We start from the raw sequence: 26,114 nt of genomic DNA on the forward strand, positions 1-26,114 counted from the left end.
CGCCCATGTCGTCGATCCTTGTTCAATCTGGAGACAACCATGCTGGTTTACGGACTGCACAGACTCCTTCATGTCATTCCGGTCGCTATCGGCGTCAGCATCGTCTGTTTCATGCTGATCCATATCGCACCGGGCGACCCACTGGCGGCGATCCTGCCCTCCGATGCGTCTGCCGAAATGCAGGCGCAAATGCGCGCCTTCTACGGTCTCGATCAACCTCTTCCGGTGCAATACGCCATGTGGGTATGGCGCGCGCTGCACGGCGATCTCGGCCATTCCATCGCAACAGGCCGTCCTGTCCTGAATGAAATTCTGGCGGCCTCGGTCAACTCCATCATCCTCGCCGTTGCGGCCACCCTCATTGGCTTTACGTTCGGTGCTGTGCTCGGTTTCGTTTCGGGCGTCTTCCGTGGTGGTTGGCTCGACCGGTTCGCCTCAGCCATCTCGATGATTGGCGTCAGCGTGCCCCATTACTGGCTCGGTATGGTTCTTGTCATCGCCTTTTCCGTGACACTCGGCTGGCTTCCGGCCATGGGCGGCGGTCCCGGTGGATCAGGAGGCCGCAGCTTGAGCTGGGAATATCTTCAGTTTCTGATCCTACCGGCTGTCACCATGTCGGTCATTCCGATAGGCATTATCGCACGCACGATCCGCTCGCTGGTCGCCGACATCCTATCCCAGGACTTCACTCAGGCATTGGCTGCAAAAGGCCTTATGAACCGCCAAATTCTGCAGCACGTCATCCGCAATGCAGCCCCCACATCGATTTCCGTGATGGGCCTGCAGCTTGGTTATCTGCTTGGCGGCTCGATTCTCATCGAGACAGTCTTTTCGTGGCCCGGAACCGGATTTCTCCTGAACGGTGCGATCTTCACGCGCGACTTGCCAATCCTGCAAGGTACGATCCTGGTGCTGGCCATGTTTTTCGTCCTGCTCAACCTGATCGTGGACGTGTTGCAGAGCGCCATCGATCCGCGCATTCAGAGGAATTGACCCATGTCCATCATCACCGCTGACAGGGTCCCCGAGACCGAAATCATTGCCAGGTCGCCCGGCTTCTGGAGCGTCGTCTTCCGTCGTCTGCGTCGAGACCCGGTCACCGTAATGGCATTCGCGTTCATCATTCTGCTTCTCTTGATGGCGATCTTTGCGCCCTATCTTGCTCCTTACAATCCGGCTCAGGGCAGCGTCATCCGCCGCTTGAAGCCTATTGGCACACCCGGCTATATCCTCGGCACTGACGAACTCGGTCGCGACATGCTATCGCGGCTGATCTACGGCACCCGATTGTCACTGATTATGGGTGTGGTGCCGGTGCCAATCGCGTTCATCATCGGTTCTACCATTGGCATCGTTGCCGGTTATGCCGGCGGCATCACGAACATGCTGATCATGCGGACTATCGACGTCTTCTATGCCTTCCCATCAGTGCTGCTGGCTGTCGCACTGGCCGGTGCTCTGGGCTCCGGTCTCTTCAATGCGCTTGTTTCGCTCACCATCGTGTTCATCCCGCAGATTGCCCGGGTTGCTGAAAGTGTGACCACACAGGTTCGAAAGCTCGATTATGTCGATGCCGCGCGTGCCTCAGGTGCATCCGCGCATACGATCATCCGCGTTCATATCCTAGGCAATGTGTTGAGCCCGATCTTCGTTTTCGCCACAAGCCTGATCTCGGTGTCTATGATCCTTGCCTCGGGCCTCTCCTTCCTCGGCCTTGGTGTACGCCCACCGGATGCAGAATGGGGGCTTATGCTCAACACGCTGCGCACCGCAATCTACAACAACCCTTATGTCGCAGCTCTTCCCGGCGTGATGATCTTCACCACCTCGATCTTGTTCAACCTCTTCTCAGACGGCTTGCGCTCAGCAATGGACGTGAAATCATGAGTGTGATCGATCCAGTTCCAGCCCCCAAATTCGAGATTGGTGACCGCGGTGGTCCTGCTCAACCACTGATTTCCGTCTCCGGTCTGCAAAAACATTTTCCGGTCAGAGGCAGTGGCCTGTTCAGGCCGAAAAAGTTGGTGCGCGCCGTTGATGGCGTTAATTTCGACATTCTGAAGGGCGAGACACTGGGTGTCGTTGGCGAAAGTGGCTGCGGAAAGTCGACGACGGCCCGCCTGCTGATGCACCTGATCGCGCCCGATCGCGGCGATATCCTGTTCGACGGTGAAACGGTCGGCGGCAAGCTGTCGCTTTCGGAGTACCGTCGCCAGGTGCAGATGGTGTTTCAGGACAGCTACGCTTCGCTTAACCCGCGCTTGACCATCGAAGAGTCGATCTCTTTTGCGCCGCGTGTTCATGGCTTGCCAGTCGGCAAAGCGATCTCGCGCGCCCATGACCTACTGCACCGCGTCGGCCTGGAGCCGAGACGTTTCGCCGGCCGTTACCCACACGAACTGTCGGGCGGCCAGCGCCAACGCATCAATATCGCACGCGCGCTCGCTGTCGAACCGCGCCTCGTTATCCTCGATGAGGCTGTGTCGGCGCTCGACAAGTCAGTGGAAGCGCAGGTACTGAACCTGCTGCTCGATCTGAAACGTGATTTCGGCCTGACCTACCTCTTCATCAGCCACGATCTCAACGTCGTGAAATTCATGTGCGACCGCATCATGGTAATGTATCTCGGCAAAGTCGCAGAGATTGGCACGCGTACCGCCATCTACGACAACACCAAACATCCATATTCGGCAGCTCTTCTTGCTTCCATGCCGACCATGGATCCAGCGCAACGCGCTACAGAGCCGCCGCTCTCGGGAGATCCACCAAATCCAATCGACCCGCCGAGCGGCTGTCGTTTCCACACCCGTTGCGCTTTCGCCGAATCCGTATGCAGCGAAAAGGTCCCGCCGCTGTCCGTTGTTTCGCCAGAACAGTCCACTGCCTGTCTCATGTCTGTTCCTGGCTCCGGCCACAGCAATGCCCCACGATCGCTGGTTACCCACATCCCGTCGGTGCAATCCGTCTCCATGGAGGTCTGAGATGTCCCAAACAACGACCACGACCGCTCCTATGTCGAACGCCATGCAAGAACCGATGATCGATATCCTCGACCTTTGCGTCACCTTCACTCGTGACCGGCAGTCCGTAAAGGCTGTCAACGGCGTCAGCATTTCGGTCGGCGCCGGCGAAGTGGTGGCCCTGCTCGGGGAATCCGGGTCCGGTAAGAGCGTTACCATGCGCTCGCTGCTGCGCCTACATCCCAAAGGCACCAAGATCGACGGCACCATGACAGTCGATGGCCGCGATGTGACTAGCCTGTCGAAGAATGAACTCTGCAATCTGCGTGGCGCAATCGTCTCGATGGTGTTCCAAGAGCCACGGCTGGCACTCGACCCGGTCTACACACTCGGCCAGCAGATCGAGGAAACCATCATGCGTCACGAAAAGGTGAGCCGATCAGTCGCTGCGGCAAGAGCGCTGGCGCTGTTTCAGAAGGTTCGTATCCCCTCCGCCGAACGTAGGCTTCAGAACTACCCACACGAAATGTCCGGGGGTATGTTGCAGCGCGCGATGATTGCAATGGCGCTCGCGTGCAATCCCAAGATTTTACTCGCCGACGAACCGACCACCGCCCTCGATGCCACCGTTCAAATTCAGGTCCTACTGCTCATACGCGAATTGCAGAAGGAATATGGCCTGTCCGTCATTTTCGTCACCCACGATATCGGGGTTGCCGCTGAAGTGGCAGATCGCATCGCTGTCATGTATGCTGGCCGTATTGTCGAAGAGGGTCTGGTCGCCGATATCATCAAGGACCCCAAGCATCCCTATACCAAGGGCCTGCTCGGTGCCCGTGTCGAACTCGCTCATGGTCGCGACCGGCTGGTTACCATTCCTGGCGCCCCGCCGGACCTGACGGCACTACCGCCCGGCTGCGCCTTTGCGCCGCGCTGCCCTCAAGTGTTCGCGCAATGCCATGTTCAGATACCCGACCTCGTTGAACCGGATCGTGTCGGGCGGGTGGCCTGTCTGCATTATGGTTGAAACGAGGGCAAGATTTCCGCATTCCGAAAGCCGGACCGTATTTTCGAGGCCGTGCTGTAGCCTAACCGTCACTGACCGGACCGCACCCGAAAAATAAACCCGGGTCAGACGGAAAACGACCGCAAGTTTCCCAGAAAGACAATGAAACATATCGTCCTCATTAACCCCAATACATCCGCCAAAACAACGGCCCTCATGACCGACATCGCGAGACGTTACGTGCCGAAGGATTATTCGATCACTGCACTGACGGCCGAGAGCGGAGTTCCAATGATCATCAATGTCGCGCAATTGAAGGCGTCGGAGAACGAAGTCATCAAGATGGGTCTTTCGCAAGCGAGTACGGCACAGGGCATCATCATCAGTGCTTTCGGTGATCCTGGCCTCGAAACACTGCGGGCACGCATCAGTATCCCTGTCGTGGGGCTGTGCGAGGCTAGTATGATCGAAGCCGCGCGCAATGGCAGAAAATTCGGCATAGCGACCGTCACGCCAGATCTTGTTGAGTGTTTCTCCGAGAAGGCACGCGGCATGGGATTTGACGTAAATTATACCGGTACACGCCTCACTGAAGGTGATCCTGTGCGACTGGCGGCCGATCAGGCAGCATTATTGCTGGCGCTCGAACGTGCTGCCCAAAAGTGCATTGACGACGATGGTGCCGAAGTCGTCATCATTGGGGGAGGGCCACTCGGACTTGCTGCTGAAAGCTTACAGAACGGTTTTGCCATACCGATCATCAGCCCTATCCGCTGCGCGGTTGAACTGCTTACGACCCGGATAGATCTCGCCTTAAACGACAGACTAAGGACATAGGTCAATCCAATATGAATGTGCCGACGATCAAAACCACAAGAGGGATGTGGAGCGATGATCCCTTAACAAACGCCCGATCTCATCGCGCTAACAAAAAATCCGCATGACCATCCAAATATTTATTGACCGATCGTGCAGGTAATGATTTTTTGACAGGACAACACTGAGGAGCAAGATGCCAAATGATCAGCGCCTTCCGTTTGCTGTTACCATGAACTCGCTATCTAAGAAGGAACAGCCGCTGTTCATGGGTGTCGATGACGCATGCCCTACGACAGATGCTTGGCCCCTTTCAGCTCGGCCATTCAAGAGCGCTCAAGCTTGCGTCGGTTGGTCAGTATCCATTTCAAGCGGCGGTGCGAGACTTCCAAAGCGTTAAATTAGAGAAATTTCAATCATGCAAAAACAAGACAATTTGAATGTAAACGCTGATCGTCTTTGGGACAGCCTGATGGACATGGCAAAGATTGGCCCAGGCATTGCTGGCGGCAACAACCGCCAGACACTGACGGATGAGGATGCGCAAGGCCGCGACCTTTTCAAAAAATGGTGTGAGGCCGCAGGCATGACCATCGGTGTCGATGCCATGGGCAGCATGTTCGCCACCCGCCCAGGCACGGACGCCGAAGCCCTGCCCGTCTATATCGGCAGCCACCTCGATACCCAGCCAACCGGTGGCAAGTTCGACGGCGTCTTGGGTGTGCTGGCCGGGCTTGAGGTCGTCAGAAGCCTCAACGATCTCGATATCCAGACCAAACACCCAATCGTTGTTACAAACTGGGCCAATGAAGAAGGCGCGCGCTTTGCCCCTGCCATGCTGGCATCCGGCGTGTTCGCAGGCATCCACGATCTCGACTACGCCTACAGCCGCACCGACACTAGCGGCAAGACCTATGGCGAAGAGCTGAAACGCATCGGTTGGCTGGGCGAGGAGCAGGTCGGCGCGCGCAAGATGCACGCCTATTTCGAATATCACATCGAACAGGGCCCAATCCTCGAAGCGCAGAACAAACAGATCGGCGTCGTCACCCATTGCCAGGGCCTCTGGTGGCTGGAGGTGACGTTGACCGGTAAGGAAGCTCACACCGGCTCGACGCCGATGGCCATGCGCGTCAATGCAGGCCTCGCCGCCGCCCGCATTCTGGAAAAAGTGCAAGAGGTTGCCATGGCGCACCAGCCGGGCGCGGTGGCCGGTGTCGGGCAGATGATCTTTACCCCCAACTCCCGCAACGTCCTTCCCGGCAAGGTGGTCTTCACCATCGACCTGCGCACGCCCTCGCAGGAAAAACTTGATGCTATGCGCGCCATCTTCGAGCGCGAAGTGCCGCTCATTGCCGAACAACTCGGCGTCGGCTGCACCATCGAGGCCATCGGCCATTTCGACCCCGTCACCTTTGACTCCACACTCGTCGAGCGCGTGCGCGATGCGGCGGAAAAGCTTGGCTACAGCCACATGGACATCATCTCTGGTGCAGGCCACGACGCCTGCTGGGCAGCCCAGGTCGCTCCCTCCACCATGATCTTCTGCCCCTGCGTCGACGGCCTTTCCCACAACGAAGCCGAAGACATTTCCCCGGAATGGGCCGCCGCTGGCTGCAACGTTTTGCTGCACGCGGTGCTGGAAACTGCGGAGATCGTGGAATGACCACCATCATCAAGAACGGCACCATCGTCACCGCCGACCTGACCTACAAGGCCGATGTCAAAATCGATGGCGGGGTCATCATCGAGATCGGGCAAAACCTTTCCGGCGGTACCATTCTGGACGCCACGGGTTGCTATGTCATGCCCGGTGGGATCGATCCGCATGTGCATCTGGAAATGCCCTTCATGGGCACCTATTCGGCTGATGATTTTGAGAGTGGTACCCGCGCGGCGTTGAGCGGCGGCACGACGATGGTGGTGGATTTCTGTCTGCCGGAACCCGGCCAGTCGCTTCTGGATGCACTCAACCGCTGGGACAACAAGGCAACCCGCGCGACTTGCGATTATTCTTTCCACATGGCCGTGACATGGTGGGGAGAGCAGGTTTTCAACGATATGAAGACGATTGTTCATGACAAGGGCATCAACAGTTTCAAGCACTTCATGGCCTATAAGGGCGCGCTGATGGTGAATGACGACGAGATGTTCGCGTCTTTCTCACGCTGCGCCGAACTCGGCGCGCTGCCCATGGTGCATGCGGAAAACGGCGATATCGTCGCGCAGATGCAGGCGAAACTGCTGGCAGAGGGCAATAACGGTCCGGAGGCGCATGCCTATTCCCGCCCCGCCTCCGTCGAGGGCGAAGCCACCAACCGCGCCATCATCATCGCCGATATGGCGGGCGCACCGCTTTACGTCGTCCATACCTCCTGCGAACAGGCGCATGAGGCGATCCGCCGGGCACGACAGAACGGTATGCGGGTCTATGGCGAACCGCTGATCCAGCATCTGATCCTCGATGAGCGCGAATACGCCAGCCCCGATTGGGACCACGCCGCCCGCCGCGTCATGTCGCCGCCCTTCAGAAACAGGCAACATCAGGATAGCCTCTGGGCAGGACTCGGCGCAGGCTCGCTGCAATGCGTGGCGACGGATCATTGCGCCTTCACCACGCAACAGAAGCGCTATGGCATCGGTGACTTCACCAAGATACCCAATGGCACCGGCGGATTGGAAGACCGGATGCCATTGTTGTGGACCCATGGGGTCGTGACTGGCCGCCTGACGATGAACGAATTCGTCGCCGTGACCTCCACCAATATCGCCAAGATCCTTAATCTTTATCCGAAAAAGGGTGCGATCCTCGTCGGTAGCGATGCCGATATCGTCGTCTGGGACCCGGCACTCGAAAAGACAATAACCTCCGAAAACCAGCAATCCGCCATCGATTACAACGTCTTCGAAGGCCAGACGGTAAAGGGCCTGCCGCGCTTCACGCTCTCTCGCGGTGTCGTGGCAATCGAAGAAGGCACGGTCAAAACCCGCGAAGGCCACGGCCAGTTCGTGACCCGTGAGCCCTACCCTGCGGTAAGCAAAGCGCTGTCTACCTGGAAAGAACTCGTCGCACCCCGCAAAGTGGAGCGCACGGGCATTCCGGCGAGCGGAGTGTGATGATGACCGAAGTCCGAAATTAAGAATTGTTTCTTCAAAAGAGGCTGCAAACCAACCAGCGAAGAATATCTACAACGGAAGACATGCGTGATGTTTGAAGCGAGGAAGGCACCTCAACGTGACTAAGCAAATACTGAATGCCATCGGCCAGTTCATTGCAACATATTTGGTTGCGATAGCGGTGGGTACTCTGGCGGTCTTGCTTGTCATGCAAATTTACGTCGTCACGGATGATCCCAAACTAGCTGATTTTAACCCACTGATTCTGTTAGGGAGGTTCGCCTTGCTTTTGCTCTTCGGTTTACCCTCCACGCTTATTCCAGCGGTGGTACTTCACGTTTCTTCTAGGTTTATCCGAACGACAGTCACGAATTATCTCGCCCTCGGCTTCCTAATGGCGGTTATGACGACATATGTTCTTTACCAACTCTTACCAGACCCAGGTGAAAGTTTCAGATCCTCGTCAGAAAACATATGGCTGTACATTAGGCGTTTCTTTTTACTCCTTCCAGGAGGCCTAGCTGGAGCACTGATATTCTACAGGCAAGCCCAGAAAAGCCGGGCTACAGATAAGCCTTTGCGATAACGACAGGAAACAATGATTTTGAAAGCCGCAGAAAATGAGAAAATAGAGAGCCGTTTCGTCGTTGTGTCGGCACGCAATCTCGGCCTGACCTTTGAAACCGGGGACGGTCCGGTGCATGCGCTTTCCAACGTCGATCTGGAGGTGAAGAAGGGCGAGTTCGTCTCCTTCATCGGGCCTTCCGGCTGCGGCAAAACGACGTTTCTGCGCGTCATCGCCGATCTGGAAAAGCACACGTCCGGCGAAATCACCGTCAATGGCACGACGCCAGAAAACGCGCGCAAGGACCGGTCCTACGGTTACGTGTTTCAGGCCGCAGCCCTCTACCCATGGCGCACGATCGAGAAGAACATCGCGCTTCCGCTGGAAATCATGGGCTACACAAAGGCGGAGCAGCAGGCGCGGATCGAACGCACGCTCGATTTGGTCAACCTCAGCGGCTTTGCCAAAAAATTCCCCTGGCAACTGTCCGGCGGCATGCAGCAGCGCGCCTCCATCGCCCGCGCACTCGCCTTCGATGCCGACCTTCTGTTGATGGACGAGCCCTTCGGCGCGCTGGACGAAATCGTCCGCGACCATTTGAACGAGCAGCTTCTGAAACTGTGGAGCACGACGGGCAAAACCATCTGCTTCGTGACCCATTCCATTCCCGAAGCCGTCTATCTCTCGACCAAAATCGTCGTCATGTCCCCACGTCCCGGCCGGGTGACTGACATCATTGAATCGACCCTGCCCGGTGAACGGCCATTGGAGATACGCGAGACGCCGGAGTTTCTGGAGATTGCGCATCGGGTGCGCGAGGGGTTGAAGGCGGGGCATAGTTATGAGGGGTGAGCCGTTGTCCTTCGCACGTGTGGCTACCCCCCTCTGCCCTGCCGGGCATCTCCCCCTCAAGGGGGGAGATCGGAAAGCCTCACCCACGCCGCTCTTTGCTCAGCCCTTAAGTTGGCCGAAAGATCGCTGCGAGTCGATCTCCTCCCTTGAGGGGGAGATGTCCGGCAGGACAGAGGGGGGTAGCCACGGCCACGACGGAACAGGTGACCACCCATGACCACCCTCCGTCACCGTATCCTTCCGGTCCTCACCATCATCCTCGCCATTCTCGTCATCTGGCACATTGCCGTCGTCTATCTCAATCTGCCCTTCGCGCGTGACCAGGCCGCCAGAGCAGGCCAGCAACTGAGCTTCTCTGAACTCCTGCCACAAACCTTCGCGCAAGAACGTCCCGTCCTTCCCGCCCCGCACCAGATCATCGCGGAGCTGTGGGATACGACCGTCAACAAGGCCATCACCTCCAAGCGCAGCCTCGTCTATCACGCGGGCATCACGCTCTCGGCAACGCTGCTGGGTTTTGCGATCGGCACGGCGCTTGGCATTTTGCTCGCGGTGGCCATCGTCCATAACCGCGTCATGGATCGCTCCGTCATGCCATGGATCATTGCCAGCCAGACGATCCCCATCATTGCTGTGGCACCGATGATTATCGTGGTGCTGAATTCCATGGGCATTTCCGGCCTGCTGCCGAAGGCGCTGATTTCGACCTATCTCAGCTTCTTCCCCATCGTGGTCGGCATGGTGAAGGGGCTGCGCAGCCCGGAGACCATTCAGCTGGATTTGATGCACACCTATCACGCCGCACCGTCGCAAATCTTCTGGAAGCTGCGCTGGCCGTCTGCCCTGCCCTATCTCTTCACCTCGCTGAAAATCGCCATCGCCATTTCGCTGGTCGGCGCCATCGTCGGTGAGTTGCCGACCGGTGCCGTCGCGGGTCTCGGTGCGCGGCTGCTTTCCGGGTCCTATTACGGTCAGACGGTACAAATCTGGGCCGCTTTGTTCATGGCCGCCGCAGTCGCGGCCATTCTCGTGTCGATTGTCGGCATGGCCCACACCGCCGTACTGAAAAGAATGGGAGAGCGGCCATGAGCAATCCCGGCTGGGTTATTGGCGCGGTGCTGTTCTGGCTTGCTGCCTGGGCATTGAACGAATGGCTGGTGCGTCAGCGCTTTCAGACACCCGGCGCAAAACGCGCCAGCAGCATTGTCATCCCGCTCATCTTCGGCGCTGCCATCATCGTGCTGTGGGAAGGCATGGTGCGCGGCTTTGCCATTCCTTCCATCCTGTTGCCCGCGCCAAGCGCCATCTTCCTGCGGCTCATCAGCTCCGTCCCTATTCTCTGGGCGGATTTCCGGCAGACCTTTTTGAAAGCGGTGCTGACGGGATATGTGCTGGGCTGCGGTCTCGGCTTTGCCGTTGCCGTTATCATCGACCGCTCGCCCTTTCTGCAACGCGGTCTCTTGCCCATCGGCAACTTCGTCTCGGCGCTGCCGGTGGTTGGCATCGCGCCCATCATGGTCATGTGGTTCGGTTTCGACTGGCAGTCCAAGGTCGCCGTCGTCGTCATTATGACGTTCTTTCCCATGCTGGTGAACACGGTGCAGGGGCTATCCGCCTCCAGCCACATGGAGCGTGACCTGATGCACACCTATGCCGCCAGTTGGTGGCAGACGCTGGTGAAACTGCGCCTGCCTGCCGCATGGCCGTTCATCTTCGACGCATTGAAGATCAATTCCACGCTGGCGCTGATCGGTGCCATCGTGGCCGAGTTCTTCGGCACGCCCATCGTGGGTATGGGATTTCGCATCTCCGCCGAAATGGGCCGGAGCAATGTGGATATGGTCTGGGCCGAGATTGCCGTTGCGGCCATCGCTGGCTCGGGTTTTTACGGTTTGGTGGCGCTGGCAGAGCGCGCCGTCACCTTCTGGCATCCGTCCGTCCGCAGTGGACGCACGTAAACAACGAAAAAAGGGAACAGCGATGAGAAACAGACTTGCATCCATGCTTCTGGCCGGGGCAACGCTGATGACAGCGTTTGGCGCACAAGCCGCCGAAAAAGTCACGCTTCAGCTGAAATGGGTCACGCAGGCCCAGTTCGCCGGTTATTACGTCGCCAAGGACAAAGGCTTTTATGAAGCCGAAGGTCTCGATGTAGACATCAAACCCGGCGGCCCGGACATTGCCCCGGCACAGGTGCTGGCAGGCGGTGGCGCAGACGTTGTCGTTGATTGGCTGCCGTCCGCGCTAGCAACACGCGAAAAAGGCGTGCCGCTCGTCAACATCGCCCAACCCTTCAAAAGATCCGGCATGATGCTGACCTGCCTCAAGGAAAGCGGCATCACCAAACCGGCGGATTTCAAGGGCAAGACGCTGGGCGTCTGGTTCTTCGGCAACGAGTACCCCTTCCTGTCATGGATGGCGCATCTGAAAATTCCGACCACCGGTGGAGCCGATGGCGTGACCGTGCTGAAGCAGGGCTTCAACGTCGATCCGCTGCTGCAGAAGCAGGCGGCCTGCATTTCCACCATGACCTACAATGAATATTTGCAGGTGCTGGAAGCGGGCGTGAAGGCCAGCGACCTCGTCACCTTCAAATACGAAGATGAAGGCGTCGCGACGCTGGAAGACGGCCTTTACGTGCTGGAAGACAAGCTGAAGGACGCCAAGTTTAAGGAAAACATGGTGAAGTTCGTTCGCGCCTCCATGAAGGGCTGGAAGTGGGCGGAAGAGAACCCCAATGATGCCGCCGATATCGTGCTTGAAAACGATGCCTCCGGCGCACAGACGGAAGCACATCAGAAGGGTATGATGACCGAAGTCGCCAAGCTGACGGCGGGCTCCACGGGCGCGCTCGACAAGGCCGATTACGACCGCACCGTCAAAACGCTTCTGGGCGGCGGTTCCGATCCCGTCATCACCAAGGAGCCAACAGGCGCGTTTACGACCGAAATCACGGACGCTGCGCTCAAATAAACGTCAAATATACAATCTGTTGTAGCGCATGAGCATGATGTTCTGTGCGTTTTGCGCTTCAACTACCCCCGATTGAGCCTGCTCGCTTCGTGCATAAGCGTTGCGATAGCGCTTGCCCCAAACTTCTGTTAGAGCGTTTCCGTTGTTAAATGGAAACGCTTTAAGGCAGCCGAACGATCAAACGAAACGGCAGCGAGAGACGCTGGGCATTCGGATCGGAACGGGGGGAATATGGCAAGAACGGGCAAGGGTATCCAGAAGCAAAACAGGGAGGACAATATCGCCAAGATATTGAAGGCAGCCGAACAAGTATTTGCGGAGTTAGGGTTCGTCGGCGCTTCCATCAGCCGGATTGCAGATAGGGCTGGATTGCCCAAATCCAACATCGTTTATTATTTTGAGACGAAAGAACGATTGTATAAATACGTCGTTCGAGACATTTTCAATGTCTGGCGGGTCGCTGCAGAGCGCTTGGACGCCGAAGACGATCCGGCGATAGCAATAGCTGCCTATGTCGACATAAAAATGGACCTAGCAAGATCGAGGCCCGACGGCTCCAAGGTATGGGCCAACGAAATCATTCAGGGTGGCCCATATGTTCAGGATTATCTAGAAACCGAACTGCGTTCATGGACCGAAGACCGTGAAGCCGTCATGAATATCTGGATCGAGAAAGGCAAGATGCGACCTATGAAACCGAAGCATCTTCTTTACGCGATTTGGGCAACAACTCAACACTATGCCGACTTTCGACACCAGATTACTACGTTGAACGGCAATAAGGAATATTCGGATCAGCAATGGGCCGAAGCTAAACGCGATTTGACCAACATACTACTGCGCGGCGTACTGCCTTGACTGTAGCGTTATCAGTTGCTGGCATCGGTGCGCCCCGCTTGCCAATGTAAACGATTATACCTCCAACACTGGGTGCAAGCCCTTGTATGGAGGCGGTGTGGTTTCCCAGCTTTCCGCGAAGGAATGCAGGGCGCTGACCAAGACATTTAATTCGGTGTCATCAGTTCTTGGGTTCATGACGACGAAGCGAAGATAGAGTACCCCGTTATAGGTAGTCGTTGTCAAATACAGGCCACCGCGTTCGACGATATATACCCGCAAAGCCTTGTTGTAAGCGTCCGCATTGATGCTTGCATCACTCGGCACATAGCGAAACAACACGATATTGAACTCTGGGCTCACCGGCATTTCAATTTTGGAAATCTTGGACAGGCTATCAACGAACATGGCGGTGATGTCGAAGATTCGGTCTATCAGGGTCTCATAAATAGAAGTGCCGTAGATCGATAACACGCCCCACAGCGAAAGTGCCGCGGCACGTTTGGTGCATTCTGCCGTCGCCAAACCACAGTCATATTCATGCGCACCATCGCCATTCTCTACAAAAAGAAAAGGGGCATCCTGGCTGAATGCCACGTATTTATCGCGCGGACGCTTGTAAAACAGATAGGTCGACAGCGTTGGCATGAACAGCATCTTATGTGCGTCCCATATTACGCTATCCGCTCGCTCGATTCCCTCGATGAGATGACGATGCCTTGATGAAAAGCTGACGGCCCCGCCATGTGCTGCATCAACATGCAGCCATACATCATATTTTTCGCAAAGATCGGCAATTTTGTGCAGGGGATCGAAGGAGCCAGTCCGGGTTGCACAAGCCGAAGCGACGACCGCAATCACCGGAGTGTTGCTCTTCTTCAAACTCTCAAGCAATTCCGCAAGTGCAACTGGATCGGTTCTACCGGAGCGGTCGGAGGCAACATAGAGACATTGCTCGGAGCCAATACCCAGAATGCCCGCCGCCCGTTCAACCGAATAATGTGATTCCATATGGGTGATGATGACGGGTGGGGTTGCACCTCTGCACAGCCCTTTTTTCCAAACATCATCTAGTAGCTTGTTACGAGCTGTGAGCAACGCAGTCAAATTGGCCAGCGTGCCGCCGGATGTAACAAGACCGGAAAAGCTGTTCGGTTCGAAGCCGAGCTGCTCGCCTAGCCTTTCAACCATCACTTTTTCCACGGCGGTCGCCCATGGACCGAGTTCGTAGATCGCCATTCCTTGATTGGCAACATCAGCTGCAAACTCAAAAAGAGCTGCGATCGGAATAGCCGGTGGCAGTTGGTGGCCGATATATCCGGGATGATGAAGCCTTTGGGTGTTGGCGAAAAACTGGCCGATCATTGCGGCAGTCGTAGTTGCTATCTCGGCGCTGTTTGCTGGGTCAACGTTCCGATCCGCTTTCAGTCTGGCACGCACGTCCTGCATATTTTGTTCAGGCGGTCTAGCAGTCAAAACGGACCCGACACGCGCCTGTGCATCGCTGAGATATTCAGCAATCTGTTTCAGCACGGCCTCTCCAGCTCTGGAAAATGTCTCGGGATCGTAAAGTTGATCGATGGCCTTGGATAAATCAGACGTTTGGGAGCTTGTCATTTTTCAGGTTCTTCAACAGTCAAAAGAAATTTATTTGGATTTGATATGCAATGGGCATCGCGAAGGTGAAGGATGCTGATCGCTGTACAGAAAATATTGAAGCCACTCGCGATTATGCTCATCCCCGTACATGCTGAGTTGGTCAGCGCTATCGAGACCGTCGTATTTCATCCAGCGCTCGCGAATTTTCTGACGCACTTTCAAGCCGAATGATGTGTTCCTGCCCGCAACGATGTCAAAGTTGGTTCTTGGTTGAATGGTGAATACCAACGAATTCGAAAGCACGCGGCTTCTATGTTTGCCCAAAACCGGAGACGTAATATTGATGAATAGCTGACATCCGTTGAAGCAAAAGCTCCACAAAGGGTCGTCAGGATCCGTCGGAATTTCGTTAGGCCATGCGTGTTTATCACGATAATGCAGGTATTGAAGGATGTACCAGGACGCATTTGAGTAGTGATACAGCTCATCCATTTTTCTTTGTGGGTGGAATATTACCATCAGCGGCGGGCATATTTCGCCAGCACCATGAGAGCTTTTAATGTAATCACAATATTGCGTCATGTGGCTACACAAGAGGTCCAAATCCTTCGTTTCCTGCCAGCCATCAATGAACGTCAGCAAAAGATAGCATTCCTACATGGCCTTCTTAGCAAAAATACAAGGAAAAGTTTCATCCTTCAAATGCGTGGAAATTTGTGTCCAGACTTGAGATTTCCAGCCACCTTGCGCAAAATGAGGTATATTATCTTCGCTTTCTAATATTTGATCCAATCTAATTAATGCTTCAGGAAAACCCTTTTTATCAAAAGTGAATTTCACAGACATTATTGGTTCTCCAGTATGTCATATTAATTATGCTCGAATAGGGTCAGGCACCTATTCTAGTAAAATAATTTTCTCGCCGTCGTTTGCGAAAGGCATCTTTAAATAAAGCGATATTAAACTGATATTCTGTACGGTCGTGCAAAATTATTTCAATGAATGATTGTGTCTTTTTTGTGGTTTTTCATCAACCTTAGGGTGTCTATTTCAAACGAAATCCATCTTATTTTCGTCTTTAAGTAGTCGCTTAATTTGAGCCACGCATCCAAACAGAGGTGGCTCGGAAAATCTGCATGGCGGGGACAAGTGGAATTTCTGCCTGACTTCGGCTTAAATAGCGTGACAACACGAGCGCGCCTGAACCATAGCTAGGCTTTCGATGCGAAGGTTGCACTTGCCGCTATCAGAGACGCACGTGACCCCAGAAGCTTGAAGACTTGAGCCAAGTCCGGATCAGCTAAGTGTTTATCGTGGAGACGCAGCCTTGCCGCCCCACGATCTGAAGGACCCGCCGGGTATCCGCCAATCCCGCAGTGTGAAGCCAATTTCCGATTACTTGATCGCAAACACCTGGTCATGTGTGGCAACGAAGAATTGTCCCTCGGAGGTCACCCAACCGCGGAACATGCCATCGGTGTTATAGGGCGCGGCAATCGAGCCATCCGCGCCGACAGCAACCAGCCCCGCACCGATGCCATGCGGTTTCAAATCCTCCTGGATGACCTTGGAGGCTGCCTTTTCAACGGTTTCTCCGAGGTATCCGATGCGGCTTGCCACTTCGTGGCCAACTGCGTAGCGAATGAAGAACTCACCCTTGCCGGTGCCTGATACGGCGCACAGCCCATCGCGCGCATAGGTGCCCGCGCCGACGATCGGTGTGTCGCCGATACGGCCGACCGGCTTGTTATTGTAACCGCCCGTTGAGGTCGCAGCCGCCAGATGTCCAGCCGCATCAAGAGCTACCGCGCCAACTGTACCGTGTTTTTCGGATTCGCTGGCCACCGCCGCCGTACCCGCTTCGGCATGGGCCTTCATAGCAGCCAGTGCATTGACGCGCTTTTCGGTGGTGAAGTAGGCGTTCTCAACGATTTCAAGTCCTTCTGCTTCGGCAAAATCGTCTGCAGCTGAACCGCCCATGATGACGGCATCGCCTTTTTCCATGACGCGCCGTGCGGCCTTGATCGGATTGCGGATGCGCCTTGCAAGAGTAATGCCGCCCGCCTCCAGCGTGGCCCCGTCCATGATCGAGGCCTCGAGTTCATGATCACCATCGGCATTGAGCGCCGCACCGTAACCGGCATTGAAGTGCGGGCTGTTTTCCATCACGACGACCGCTGCCTGCACAGCATCAAGCGCTGAACCATCGGCCGTCAGCACAGCCCAGCCCGCTCGCAGCGCATGAGCGAGATCGACACGAGCTGCCTCCCATTCTGCCTCGGTGAGGCCGAGTTTTGCCATAACGCCGCAACCACCGTGAATTGCCAGTGCGATCTTGCCCATCATTCTTCCTTCCCTTTAACGAAATCAGCCGGGCAAAAATCTTGCCCGGCCGTGTCTGTGATGTCTGCGCGGATTACTTCGCAGGACGAATATTCATCGCCAGCGTGTCTTCATCCGAACGCGGCACGATGGTGATGGTCTTCTTCATGCCCCAGGCCGAAATGATCGAGGCGATCGACAGGTTGGGGCGGTCAGAAGCCACGATCGCATTGGCATCTTTCAGATACTGCTCGCGCTTTGCGGCATCCATTTCCACACCAGCTTGCTCGATCAACTTATCCAGTGCCGGGTTCGAGTAACCGCGAATGTTGAAGGCGCCGAGCTTCTTGGCCGGCTCGTTGGTGTGAACCAGCGACGACAGCGTATAGTTGGCTTCACCGGTCAGCGTTCCCCAACCGGACATGGTCAGCGAGTAATCGCCGCGCGTGTTGGCGGGGAAATAGACGGCACCGGGCTGGGCATTGGCTTCCACCTGAATACCGATCGCCGTCAACATCTGCGCAATCGTGGTGCCGGCATCCTTGTCGCCTGGCAGACGGTCATTGGTGAAGGAGAAGGTCACCTTGAAACCATCGGGATAACCCGCCTCAGCCAGCAGAGCCTTTGCCTTGTCCACATCCGACTTGGTCGGCTTCACATCGGGATTGTAACCAAAAATGTTCGGCGTCACGAGTTGTGACTGTACAGTGCCCATGCCTTCCATGGCGATTTCGGTTATGGTTTCGCGGTCGATGGCCAGATCGAAAGCTTCACGCACTTTCGGATCGGTAAAAGGGTTCTTCGGCAGCGGTGAGCCGTCCTTGGCGCTGACCTGCGGTGACTTATCACGGAAATCGAAAGCGATGTTAAAGAGGTAGACGCTGTCCTGGCGAACGATGGTGAGCTTTGAATCCTGCTCAAGTGTAGGCACGTCAGAGGCAGGAATGCGGGCGATGAGATCGACCTGACCGGCCTTCAGCTGTGCAACGCGGGCCGCATCGTTCGGCAGTTCCTTGCGAATAACTTTGTCCCACGGCTCCTTGCCGCCCCAGTAGCCATCGAAACGTTCCAGAACGAGTTGTTCCTTCGGCGTCCACGAGACGAACTTGTAAGGGCCGGTGCCGATGGCGGCCTTCCCGGAATTGAAGCCCTCGGAGGCCTTTTCGGCGCTGTCGGAATAATCCTTGGCGGCGATGTGGGAGACGACGAACAGGCGGATGAAATCATTCGGCAGGTTCGGAGCTGGGCCATCGGTTTTGACGCGAATGGTCAGCGGATCGACAATCTCAACGCCCTTCACACGGCGCACATAGATCGTGGTCGGGTTCGGGCCGGCAACACGCGGAATGCGCTCGATGGAGAATTTCACGTCTTCGGCGGTGAAGTCGGATCCGTCATGGAATTTGACACCCGGACGCAGCTCGAATTCCCAGGTGCTGTCGTCAATCGCAGTCCAGCTGGTCGCAAGGCCAGGCTCGAGTTCGAGGTTGTTGCCGGATTTGATGAGCGAGTCGTAAATATGCTTCATCGCTTCGGCGTGGGTGCCGGCGGCGGTGAAGTCTGGGTCGATAGAAAGCGGTCCGGCACGCACGCCGATTGTCAGATCGGCGGCAAGGGCGGCACTTGAAACGCCGCCGAGCAACGCCGTTGCAAGCACGGCTGTTCGGAATGTTTTCGAGATTATCATTCTTCGTTCTCCTCTGTCGTTGTCATAGGGGGCCAGTTCGGTGAATCCACGACGACCTTGGCAAGCAGTTCCGACAGCATCAGCTGTTCGGCAGGCGTCAGCGATGAGACCATCGCCTTCTCGCGCTCGACCATCGGCTGCATGGCTTGCTCGACGATGCGTTTGCCTTCGTCGGTGATGTAAAGGACAAAACTCCTCAAATCCGCCTGATCGATTTCACGGCGGATGATGTTTTTGTCGATGAGCTTCTGGATTGCCCGGCTGATCGTGTTCTTGGGAAATCCGGAAGAACTGCAGATGGCGCTCGCGGTCAGCCCGTCGGACAGGCCGAGCGAATAGAGAACAACGAATTCCGGCCGCGGAATGCCGTGTTCCTTTTCGATCAGCCGATAGATTGGCTCGTTGAATTGCAGCGCCAGAAAGTTGAAGCGAAACGACAGCCAACAGGGATTTTGCCAGAGTTTGACGGAGACAAGGTCCTCCACGCCGTGGCTTCCGGCCGCGACTTTGCCGCCTTCCCGCAGCAGAGCATCCAGTGTTGGTCCCCGTGACTGTCTCAATCAACCCTCGCTTCGTTAAAATTCATTTTAGTCCCGTATGGAACTTGACGCCGGATTAAATGGCTGTCAATTTCTTTTTTTAGTTCCATTTAGAACTTTGTTTGATGAGGCGCAGATAGGCAGAAAGCACAAATATTGTGCTGAAACGCCAAATGGTGGACGTTCTTTGCGCGTTTGCGCCGCAAATGAGAATGAGGATAGCGAATTGAAGATAGCCGACATAAATTGGATGCAGGTTGAAGAGCGCGTCGCGGAAAACGATTGCTGCATTTTACCCATCGGCAGCGTCGAGCAGCATGCCTATCTCAGCCTCGCCACAGACATGATCCTTGCCGAGAAGATCGCGGTGGATGCCGCTGAGCCGCTGGGCATTCCGGTGTTTCCGGTCATGCCCTATGGCTTGGCGTCGTCCTTTGCGACCTTTCCGGGAACGCTGACCCTGTCGCTTTCCACCTATATCGGCGTGATCAGAGACCTGCTCGACAGCATGTACCGTTCAGGCTTCCGCCGCATCCTTGTCGTCAACGGCCACGGTGGCAATGTGCCAGCCACCACGGTTATCTCAGAGTGGCTGAACACGCATCCCGATGCATCCGTCAAATTCCATGACTGGTGGCGAGCGCCAAAGACGCTGGCCAAGGTGCAGGAGATCGATCCTGCCGCTTCGCATGCCTCATGGATGGAGAATTTTCCATGGACGCGCACGACGGATCAACGCCAGCCGGACACCTCCAAACCGCAAATCGACTACGCAGCGCTGGCGCGTGTCGGCGCAGCACGCAAACGCGAATTGCTGGGCGATGGCAATTATCACGGGCTCTACCAGCGACCGGATGAAGACATGCTTGATATCTGGGATGTGGCCGTGAGGGAAACGCGCGCGCTTCTGGAGGCCGACTGGCACTGACAACCACACGGATATCTTTAAAACGACGGGAAAACCCGCACAAGACGGGAGAACTGGGAACGCATGTTTGGCTTTATCCTGCAAAGACTATGGCAGGCGCTCATCGTGGTCATCGCCATGTCGGCGCTCGTGTTCTGCGGCGTCTACGCTGTCGGCAATCCGATCGATGTGCTGATCTCTCCCGACGCGACGCAGGACATCCGCGCCGCCGTGATTGCGCAATATGGTCTGGACCAGCCGCTGTGGCAGCAATATTTCACCTTCGTCGGCCGCATCCTGCACGGCGATTTCGGACGGTCCTTTGTCTATAATATGCCCGTCAGCGAGTTGATCCTGACCCGCCTGCCGGCAACGTTGGAATTGACGCTGGCGGCCGTGCTGTTTGCCAGCCTGGTTGGCATACCCATCGGCATGTATGCCGGCTACCGCCCGCATAGCCCAGTCTCGCGCGCCATCATGACGCTGTCCATTCTGGGCTTTTCCGTGCCGACCTTCTGGTTCGGACTGATGCTGATCATGGTCTTTGCGGTTCAATGCGGGTGCATGCCTGCTGGTGGGCGGGGGGAAACGGCGAGCCTCTTCGGTGTCGATTTCAGCTTCCTGACCGGCGATGGACTTTCCCACCTGATATTGCCCGCGCTGAATCTGGCGCTGTTCAAGTTCTCCCTGATGATCCGTCTTGCGCGTGCCGGTACGCGTGAACTGATGCTGAGCGATACGGTGAAATTTGCCCGTGCCGCCGGTCTTTCGGAATTTACGGTGCTGAGCCGCCATGTTCTGCGACTGATCTCAATCCCGCTTGTGACCGTCTTCGGACTGGAACTCGGCTCGACGCTGGCATTCGCGGTCGTGACCGAGACGATCTTCTCGTGGCCGGGGCTTGGCAAACTCATCATCGACAGCATCACCTCGCTTGATCGTCCCGTCATGGTCGCCTACCTGATGTTCGTCGCCCTTCTGTTCATCGTCATCAATCTCGTGGTCGATCTCGTTTATGCGCTGCTCGACCCGCGCTTGAGAAAGGGGCGTGCCTAATGCGCGACACTCCGTTCTACCGGTTTCTGGATGAATTTCGCGGCAACAAGGTCGCTCTTGGTGCTGCCGTGATGGTGTTCATCATCGTGCTGATCGCCCTCATTGCACCGCTTGTCACGCCACAAGACCCTTACGATCTTGCGCATCTGGTGCTGCGCGACGCTCGCCGTCCACCAGGTTATGTCGGCACTGGCGGTTACACCCACTGGCTGGGCACGGATTCGCAAGGTCGCGATCTTCTGTCAGCCATCATCTATGGCCTGCGCATCTCGCTGCAAATGGGCATCATCGCCGGTGGCGTCGCCTTCGTCATCGGGGCCGTCGTCGGCTGCGCGGCTGCCTATATTGGCGGGCGTTTCGAAAGCCTCGTCATGCGCATTGTGGACTTGCAGCTTTCGTTCCCGGCTATCCTGCTCGCCTTCGTCATTGCTGCCGTGCTGGGACAAGGTCGTTACCAGCTGATCCTCGCACTGATCTTTGCGCAATACGCCTACTTTGCCCGCACCGCCCATGGTGCCGCCGCTGCTGAACGGCAGAAGGATTATGTCGAGGCAGCGCTCTCCATTCCGCTTTCCTCCTGGCGCGTAGTCCTGAAACACATCCTGCCAAATTCTCTGCCGCCGCTCATCGTTGTTGCGACCGTACAGGTAGCGAGTGCCATTTCGCTCGAAGCCACACTCTCTTTCCTCGGCGTTGGACTGCCGCCAACCGAGCCGTCGCTCGGCATGCTGATCGCCAACGGCTTCCAATATTTGCTGTCGGGTCGCTACTGGATTTCGATCTATCCCGGTGTCGCGCTGATCCTCTTCATCGTGTCGCTCAACATCGTCGGTGACCAGATACGCGACCAGCTCAACCCGAGGCTTCGCAGATGACACCAACAACGACCGCAACATCTGCGACACCGCTTCTCGACGTCACCAATCTGAAGACGTGGTTCCCCAGTGGGCGAGGCGAAGTGAAGGCCGTCGATGGCATCTCCTTTTCTGTCGCGCCCGGTGAAGTGCTGGGTCTGGTTGGTGAATCCGGCTCGGGCAAATCGATCACCGGTTTCTCCATCATCGGCCTCATTGATGAACCCGGCCGTATCGTTGAGGGCTCGATCAAGCTGGAGGGCCGGGAACTCGTCGGCCTGCCTGCCCACGAATTGCGCGCCATTCGCGGTAAAGTCATATCCATGGTCTTTCAGGACCCGATGATGACGCTGAACCCGGTTCTGAGCATCGGCACGCAGATCAAGCTGGCACTGGAAGCCCACGAAAACATCAGCAGTTCGGACGCACGTGAACGGGCGATCAAGGCCTTGGCTCAGGTGCGGATCAGCGATCCCGAACGCAAGGTCGATTTCTTCCCACATCAGTTTTCCGGCGGCATGCGCCAGCGCGTGGCAATCGCCATCGCTTTGCTTCACCGGCCCAAGCTGATTATCTGCGATGAGCCTACAACGGCGCTCGACGTCTCGATCCAGGCTGAAATTCTGGCGGAGATGAAAGAACTGGTCGCTGACCTCGGCACCGCACTGATCTGGATCAGCCATGACCTTGCGGTCGTCTCCTCCATTGCCGACCGCGTGGCCGTGATGAAGTCCGGCAAGATCGTTGAGATCGGCCCGGCGCTGGGCGTTTTGACGAAACCGCAGCACGAGTACACCAAGGCCCTGCTTGAAGCGTTGCCGTCGCGCGCCAAACCGGGTGAGCTGTTGTTGCGCGGCAGCGGCATTACGGATGCGGCACCGCCGCCACGAAAAGCGGCGACCGCCAATCTGCCTCCGCTTGGCAGCCCCTATCTGGTCATCGATAACGCGGTAAAGCGCTTCGAAAAGCCGGTGGGTATTCTGCACGGTCTGGCCATCAAGTCTGGCCTTTCACAGCCCGTAGCTGTTGTCAAAGCCGTCGATGGGGTCTCGATTACCGTCAATCGCGGCGAAGTGCTGGGGCTGGTGGGCGAATCCGGCTCCGGGAAATCGACGCTTGGGCGCATGGCAGCCGGTATCACCGTGCCAACGGCTGGCGCGATCCGCCTCAATGGTCAGCCTGTCATGAGTGCCGGGCGCAGCCCGTCGAAAATCACCACGCGGATTCAGACCATCTTTCAGGACCCATTTGCCTCGCTCAACGGCCGCATGCGCATTGGCGATATCGTTGCCGAAGGCCCGCTGGCACACCGGCTGGTCAGCCGCGCAGAGGCACCGGATTACGTCAGGCGATGGCTGGCTGCGGTGGGGCTGGACCCTGCTTTCGCCAACCGTTTCCCGCACCAGTTTTCCGGCGGTCAGCGGCAGCGCATCGCCATTGCCCGCGCGCTGGCCATGCAGCCTGACGTGATCGTCTGCGATGAACCCGTCGCATCGCTGGATGTCTCGATACAAGCGCAGATCATCAATCTGCTGATCCGCCTGCGGTCAGAGCTCGATCTTTCGCTGCTGTTCATCAGCCACGATCTGTCGGTGGTTCGTCATCTCTGCGACCGCGTAGCCATCATGTATCAGGGCCGCATCGTTGAAGAGGGCGCAACAAGCGCAATCTACACTGATCCGCAGCACGATTATACCAAGCGATTGCTGGCTGCCGTTCCAGTCCTGCCGCAAGCTGCCGAATAAAATACGAGGGAGAACGAGATATGGAACCGTGGGAATGGGACGAGACTACTTGGCGCGGCAAGGTCGAAAAAGTACGGGCCGGTCGTTCGCTGAAGCCGAAGGCCTGGAAGAACGGTGCCCGATGCGCTGTTGCCCTCTCTTTCGATAGCGACCACGAAACCAATGAATTGCGTGACGGTGGGGAATCCATCGGTCGTCTCTCGCAGGGGCAATATGGCAACCGCCGGGGCGTGCCGCGCATTCTGGAAACCCTGAAACGAGCAGACGTTCCCGCCACCTTTTTCGTCCCCGCGGTCGCTACGCTTCTTTACCCTGACGAGCAGAAACGTGTCATTGCCGAGGGTCACGAGATCGGTCTGCACGGCTGGATTCACGAGGTGAATACGAAAGTGCCTCCTGAAAAGGAGCGCGAACTTCATCTGCGCGCCGCCGACACGATTGAGAAGATCACCGGCGTCCGCGCCGTGGGCATGCGCACCCCATCCTGGGATTTCTCGGCCGTCACGCTGGAGATTGAGCGCGAACTCGGGCTTCTCTATGACAGCTCTCTGATGGCAGATGATGATCCCTATGAGCTGATCGAGAACGGCGAGCCGACCGGCATGGTGGAGTTGCCGGTGGAATGGATCAGGGACGATGCGGTTTATTTCAACATGAACCGTTTCACCGCCCACCGCCCTTATACACCACCTCCTGCCGTGCTCGACATTTTCAAGCGCGAGTTCGACCGCGCCTATCAGGAAGGTGGCCTGTTCCTGTTGACCATGCATCCGCACGTGTCCGGTTACCGCTCGCGTATCTTCATCCTCGAAGAGCTGATCCAGCATATCCAAAGCCATGACGACGTGTGGTTCGGTACCCATGCCGACATTGCCCGTTACGCCAAGGAGAATGCTGATGACTGACGTGACCCGCAAAGTGGCACTCATCACCGGCGGTGGTCGTGGCATTGGCCGCGCCTGTGCGCTGGATCTCGCAAAGCATGGCTTCGATATCGTTCTTGTCGATCTGATCGAGGACGATCTGGCGCGAACCGCAGCAGAAATCCGCGACCTGTCGCGCAAAGCACTTACCTTCGTCGCCGATGTGTGTGAACACAAGCGTGCTGCTGAGATCGTGGCGGAGGTCGATGCGACGTGGGGGCGGATCGACGTTCTCTTCAACAATGCCGGTCGCCCCATGCCGAAGGGGATCGTGGAAATCACGGAGGAGGAGTTCGATACCACCATCGACATCAACCTCAAGGGTGCTTTTAACTACATCCAGCCGACAGTGCCCTTGATGCGCCGCAATGGTGGCGGGCGGATCATCAATATGTCGTCCATGAACGCGCATACAGGCGGCGTCACCAGTGCCGTCAGCAAGTTCTCATACACGGCGGCCAAGGCTGGCATATTGGGAATGACCAAAGCCCTTGCGAAGGAGCTTGCTCCTGAGATCGTCGTCAATGCCATCTGTCCCGGCGTCATCAAGACGGAGCGCTCGAACGCAATGATCGACGCGCGAGAAGCGCAGCTCGCAGCAGGCATAGCGATGAAACGAGTTGGCACGCCGCAGGATGTTGCAAGCGTCGTGACATTTCTCGCAACGTCAGAGCCCAATTTTCTGACGGGCCAGGATATCCAAATCGATGGAATGCAGTGGGTAAGGTGACGTCTGCTAGAGTGATGCAGGGGAAATCATCGGCATTACATAATCAAGTAGTCTCAACATAGGTAAATAGCGCGCAAACGCTGCGCGCTAAGCTTATGAAGAGCACAACAGCTTGCGCTCTGAATCGGCAAGGGCGCCCTTACCGCTTGCCTATCGAATAACCTAATCCAGCAATTCTGCGGGCACCTTGCCACCGTTTTCAGACAGTTTTTTCATGAGCGCCTTGTGAAGCCATGTGTTCATTTCGGCGGAACCGTTGAGCTCGCCTGTGTAACCCAATTCCTGCGCGAGTTCTTTTCTCTCGGAAAGGCTGGCATCCATTTTCAGGGCTTTCATCAAGTCCGTAATAGAATGTTTCCAGTTCAACGTCTGACCGCTGCTCTTCACCGCCGCATCAAGCTGCGCTGCAACGTCGACAGGTTGAGATGACGACGTGGTCGGAGCCGATGGCTCAGAGACAGATGATGGTGCGGGTGTGGGTTCTGCCGCCGAAGGTGATGCAGGGGCTGCGTTCGCCGATCCGCCAAAAATGGCGTCCTTGATCTTATTGAATATGCTCATAATGTTTGCTCCCAGTATATTTATAATGCAAAGCCCAACGGGGAGCGGCCGACATCCGTTCCGAA

The 26,114-nt window shown here is 56.6% G+C and carries 25 protein-coding genes; 18 read left to right on the forward strand and 7 right to left on the reverse strand.

What is annotated here, in order from left to right; all coding sequences use genetic code 11:
* Positions 1 to 39: 39 nt before the first annotated feature.
* From RRU01S_RS16960 to RRU01S_RS17020, 12 genes are all read left to right on the forward strand, one after another.
* The gene (locus RRU01S_RS16960) at positions 40 to 993 is read left to right on the forward strand and encodes an ABC transporter permease (RefSeq protein WP_045231491.1); all 954 of its coding nucleotides are present in this window, start codon (positions 40 to 42) and stop codon (positions 991 to 993) included.
* Positions 994 to 996: 3 nt separating this feature from the next.
* Positions 997 to 1,887, forward strand: a complete 891-nt coding sequence (locus tag RRU01S_RS16965; protein ID WP_045231492.1) for an ABC transporter permease — start codon at positions 997 to 999, stop codon at positions 1,885 to 1,887.
* Positions 1,884 to 2,981 (forward strand): ABC transporter ATP-binding protein, encoded by a 1,098-nt coding sequence (locus RRU01S_RS16970; protein WP_045231493.1) that lies wholly within the window; start codon positions 1,884 to 1,886, stop codon positions 2,979 to 2,981. The genes RRU01S_RS16965 and RRU01S_RS16970 overlap by 4 nt, the downstream gene beginning before the upstream one ends.
* 1 nt (position 2,982) lies before the next feature.
* Positions 2,983 to 3,987, forward strand: coding sequence for an ABC transporter ATP-binding protein (locus RRU01S_RS16975; protein ID WP_412674299.1), 1,005 nt, complete (start codon positions 2,983 to 2,985; stop codon positions 3,985 to 3,987).
* A gap of 141 nt (positions 3,988 to 4,128) precedes the next feature.
* On the forward strand, positions 4,129 to 4,803 hold the full coding sequence (locus RRU01S_RS16980) for an aspartate/glutamate racemase family protein (RefSeq protein ID WP_045231494.1): 675 nt from the start codon (positions 4,129 to 4,131) through the stop codon (positions 4,801 to 4,803).
* A 397-nt stretch (positions 4,804 to 5,200) separates the two neighbouring features.
* Positions 5,201 to 6,448 carry a Zn-dependent hydrolase gene (locus tag RRU01S_RS16985; protein ID WP_045231495.1) on the forward strand — a complete coding sequence of 416 codons (1,248 nt, stop codon included), beginning with the start codon at positions 5,201 to 5,203 and terminating at the stop codon, positions 6,446 to 6,448.
* Positions 6,445 to 7,899, forward strand: a complete 1,455-nt coding sequence (gene hydA, locus RRU01S_RS16990) for a dihydropyrimidinase (RefSeq protein WP_045231496.1) — start codon at positions 6,445 to 6,447, stop codon at positions 7,897 to 7,899. The genes RRU01S_RS16985 and hydA overlap by 4 nt, the downstream gene beginning before the upstream one ends.
* A 604-nt stretch (positions 7,900 to 8,503) precedes the next feature.
* Positions 8,504 to 9,316: an ABC transporter ATP-binding protein gene (locus RRU01S_RS17000; protein ID WP_234901973.1), complete on the forward strand. Its 813-nt coding sequence runs from the start codon at positions 8,504 to 8,506 to the stop codon at positions 9,314 to 9,316.
* 213 nt (positions 9,317 to 9,529) lie between these two features.
* The gene (locus RRU01S_RS17005; protein ID WP_045231499.1) at positions 9,530 to 10,405 is read left to right on the forward strand and encodes an ABC transporter permease; all 876 of its coding nucleotides are present in this window, start codon (positions 9,530 to 9,532) and stop codon (positions 10,403 to 10,405) included.
* Positions 10,402 to 11,274 (forward strand): ABC transporter permease, encoded by an 873-nt coding sequence (locus RRU01S_RS17010; protein WP_045231500.1) that lies wholly within the window; start codon positions 10,402 to 10,404, stop codon positions 11,272 to 11,274. The genes RRU01S_RS17005 and RRU01S_RS17010 overlap by 4 nt, the downstream gene beginning before the upstream one ends.
* A gap of 22 nt (positions 11,275 to 11,296) precedes the next feature.
* Positions 11,297 to 12,289, forward strand: a complete 993-nt coding sequence (locus tag RRU01S_RS17015; RefSeq protein ID WP_045231644.1) for an ABC transporter substrate-binding protein — start codon at positions 11,297 to 11,299, stop codon at positions 12,287 to 12,289.
* A 231-nt stretch (positions 12,290 to 12,520) separates the two neighbouring features.
* A complete protein-coding gene (locus RRU01S_RS17020; RefSeq protein WP_045231501.1) occupies positions 12,521 to 13,147 on the forward strand; it encodes a TetR family transcriptional regulator C-terminal domain-containing protein in 627 nt (208 codons plus the stop codon).
* Between the two features lie 54 nt (positions 13,148 to 13,201).
* Here the strand turns inward: RRU01S_RS17020 and RRU01S_RS17025 are convergent, their stop codons facing one another.
* The 6 genes from RRU01S_RS17025 to RRU01S_RS17045 form a co-directional block, all read right to left on the reverse strand.
* On the reverse strand, positions 13,202 to 14,743 hold the full coding sequence (locus tag RRU01S_RS17025; protein ID WP_045231502.1) for a pyridoxal phosphate-dependent decarboxylase family protein: 1,542 nt from the start codon (positions 14,741 to 14,743) through the stop codon (positions 13,202 to 13,204).
* A 30-nt stretch (positions 14,744 to 14,773) separates the two neighbouring features.
* On the reverse strand, positions 14,774 to 15,367 hold the full coding sequence (locus RRU01S_RS25430) for a YqcI/YcgG family protein (protein WP_081880114.1): 594 nt from the start codon (positions 15,365 to 15,367) through the stop codon (positions 14,774 to 14,776).
* A gap of 12 nt (positions 15,368 to 15,379) precedes the next feature.
* On the reverse strand, positions 15,380 to 15,571 hold the full coding sequence (locus RRU01S_RS26080) for a hypothetical protein (RefSeq protein ID WP_131367806.1): 192 nt from the start codon (positions 15,569 to 15,571) through the stop codon (positions 15,380 to 15,382).
* Between the two features lie 549 nt (positions 15,572 to 16,120).
* A complete protein-coding gene (locus RRU01S_RS17035; RefSeq protein WP_045231645.1) occupies positions 16,121 to 17,068 on the reverse strand; it encodes an isoaspartyl peptidase/L-asparaginase family protein in 948 nt (315 codons plus the stop codon).
* Positions 17,069 to 17,141: 73 nt separating this feature from the next.
* Complete coding sequence (locus tag RRU01S_RS17040; RefSeq protein ID WP_045231504.1) at positions 17,142 to 18,734, reverse strand: ABC transporter substrate-binding protein; 1,593 nt, start codon at positions 18,732 to 18,734, stop codon at positions 17,142 to 17,144.
* Entirely contained in the window at positions 18,731 to 19,294 is a 564-nt protein-coding gene (locus RRU01S_RS17045) for a MarR family winged helix-turn-helix transcriptional regulator (RefSeq protein ID WP_052816116.1), read from the reverse strand. The genes RRU01S_RS17040 and RRU01S_RS17045 overlap by 4 nt, the downstream gene beginning before the upstream one ends.
* 205 nt (positions 19,295 to 19,499) lie before the next feature.
* Here RRU01S_RS17045 and RRU01S_RS17050 point away from each other — a divergent pair, with 205 nt between their 5' ends.
* The 6 genes from RRU01S_RS17050 (at position 19,500) to RRU01S_RS17075 (ending at position 25,488) form a co-directional block, all read left to right on the forward strand.
* Positions 19,500 to 20,201, forward strand: a complete 702-nt coding sequence (locus RRU01S_RS17050; protein ID WP_045231647.1) for a creatininase family protein — start codon at positions 19,500 to 19,502, stop codon at positions 20,199 to 20,201.
* Positions 20,202 to 20,264: 63 nt separating this feature from the next.
* Complete coding sequence (locus RRU01S_RS17055; protein WP_045231505.1) at positions 20,265 to 21,236, forward strand: ABC transporter permease; 972 nt, start codon at positions 20,265 to 20,267, stop codon at positions 21,234 to 21,236.
* Positions 21,236 to 22,111: an ABC transporter permease gene (locus tag RRU01S_RS17060; protein ID WP_045231506.1), complete on the forward strand. Its 876-nt coding sequence runs from the start codon at positions 21,236 to 21,238 to the stop codon at positions 22,109 to 22,111. The genes RRU01S_RS17055 and RRU01S_RS17060 overlap by 1 nt, the downstream gene beginning before the upstream one ends.
* Positions 22,108 to 23,835 (forward strand): dipeptide ABC transporter ATP-binding protein, encoded by a 1,728-nt coding sequence (locus RRU01S_RS17065; protein WP_045231507.1) that lies wholly within the window; start codon positions 22,108 to 22,110, stop codon positions 23,833 to 23,835. The genes RRU01S_RS17060 and RRU01S_RS17065 overlap by 4 nt, the downstream gene beginning before the upstream one ends.
* A gap of 20 nt (positions 23,836 to 23,855) precedes the next feature.
* Positions 23,856 to 24,740, forward strand: a complete 885-nt coding sequence (locus RRU01S_RS17070; RefSeq protein WP_045231508.1) for a polysaccharide deacetylase family protein — start codon at positions 23,856 to 23,858, stop codon at positions 24,738 to 24,740.
* Positions 24,733 to 25,488 carry an SDR family NAD(P)-dependent oxidoreductase gene (locus tag RRU01S_RS17075; RefSeq protein ID WP_045231648.1) on the forward strand — a complete coding sequence of 252 codons (756 nt, stop codon included), beginning with the start codon at positions 24,733 to 24,735 and terminating at the stop codon, positions 25,486 to 25,488. Before RRU01S_RS17070 ends, RRU01S_RS17075 begins: the two co-directional genes overlap by 8 nt.
* Before the next feature lie 162 nt (positions 25,489 to 25,650).
* On the opposite strand, the gene RRU01S_RS17080 is transcribed toward RRU01S_RS17075, so the two are convergent.
* Positions 25,651 to 26,049 (reverse strand): DUF3597 domain-containing protein, encoded by a 399-nt coding sequence (locus RRU01S_RS17080; protein ID WP_045231509.1) that lies wholly within the window; start codon positions 26,047 to 26,049, stop codon positions 25,651 to 25,653.
* Between the last annotated feature and the right edge of the window lie 65 nt (positions 26,050 to 26,114).

The organism is Agrobacterium rubi TR3 = NBRC 13261 (genome assembly GCF_000739935.1).
In the GTDB taxonomy this organism is placed as follows: Bacteria; Pseudomonadota; Alphaproteobacteria; order Rhizobiales; family Rhizobiaceae; genus Agrobacterium; species Agrobacterium rubi.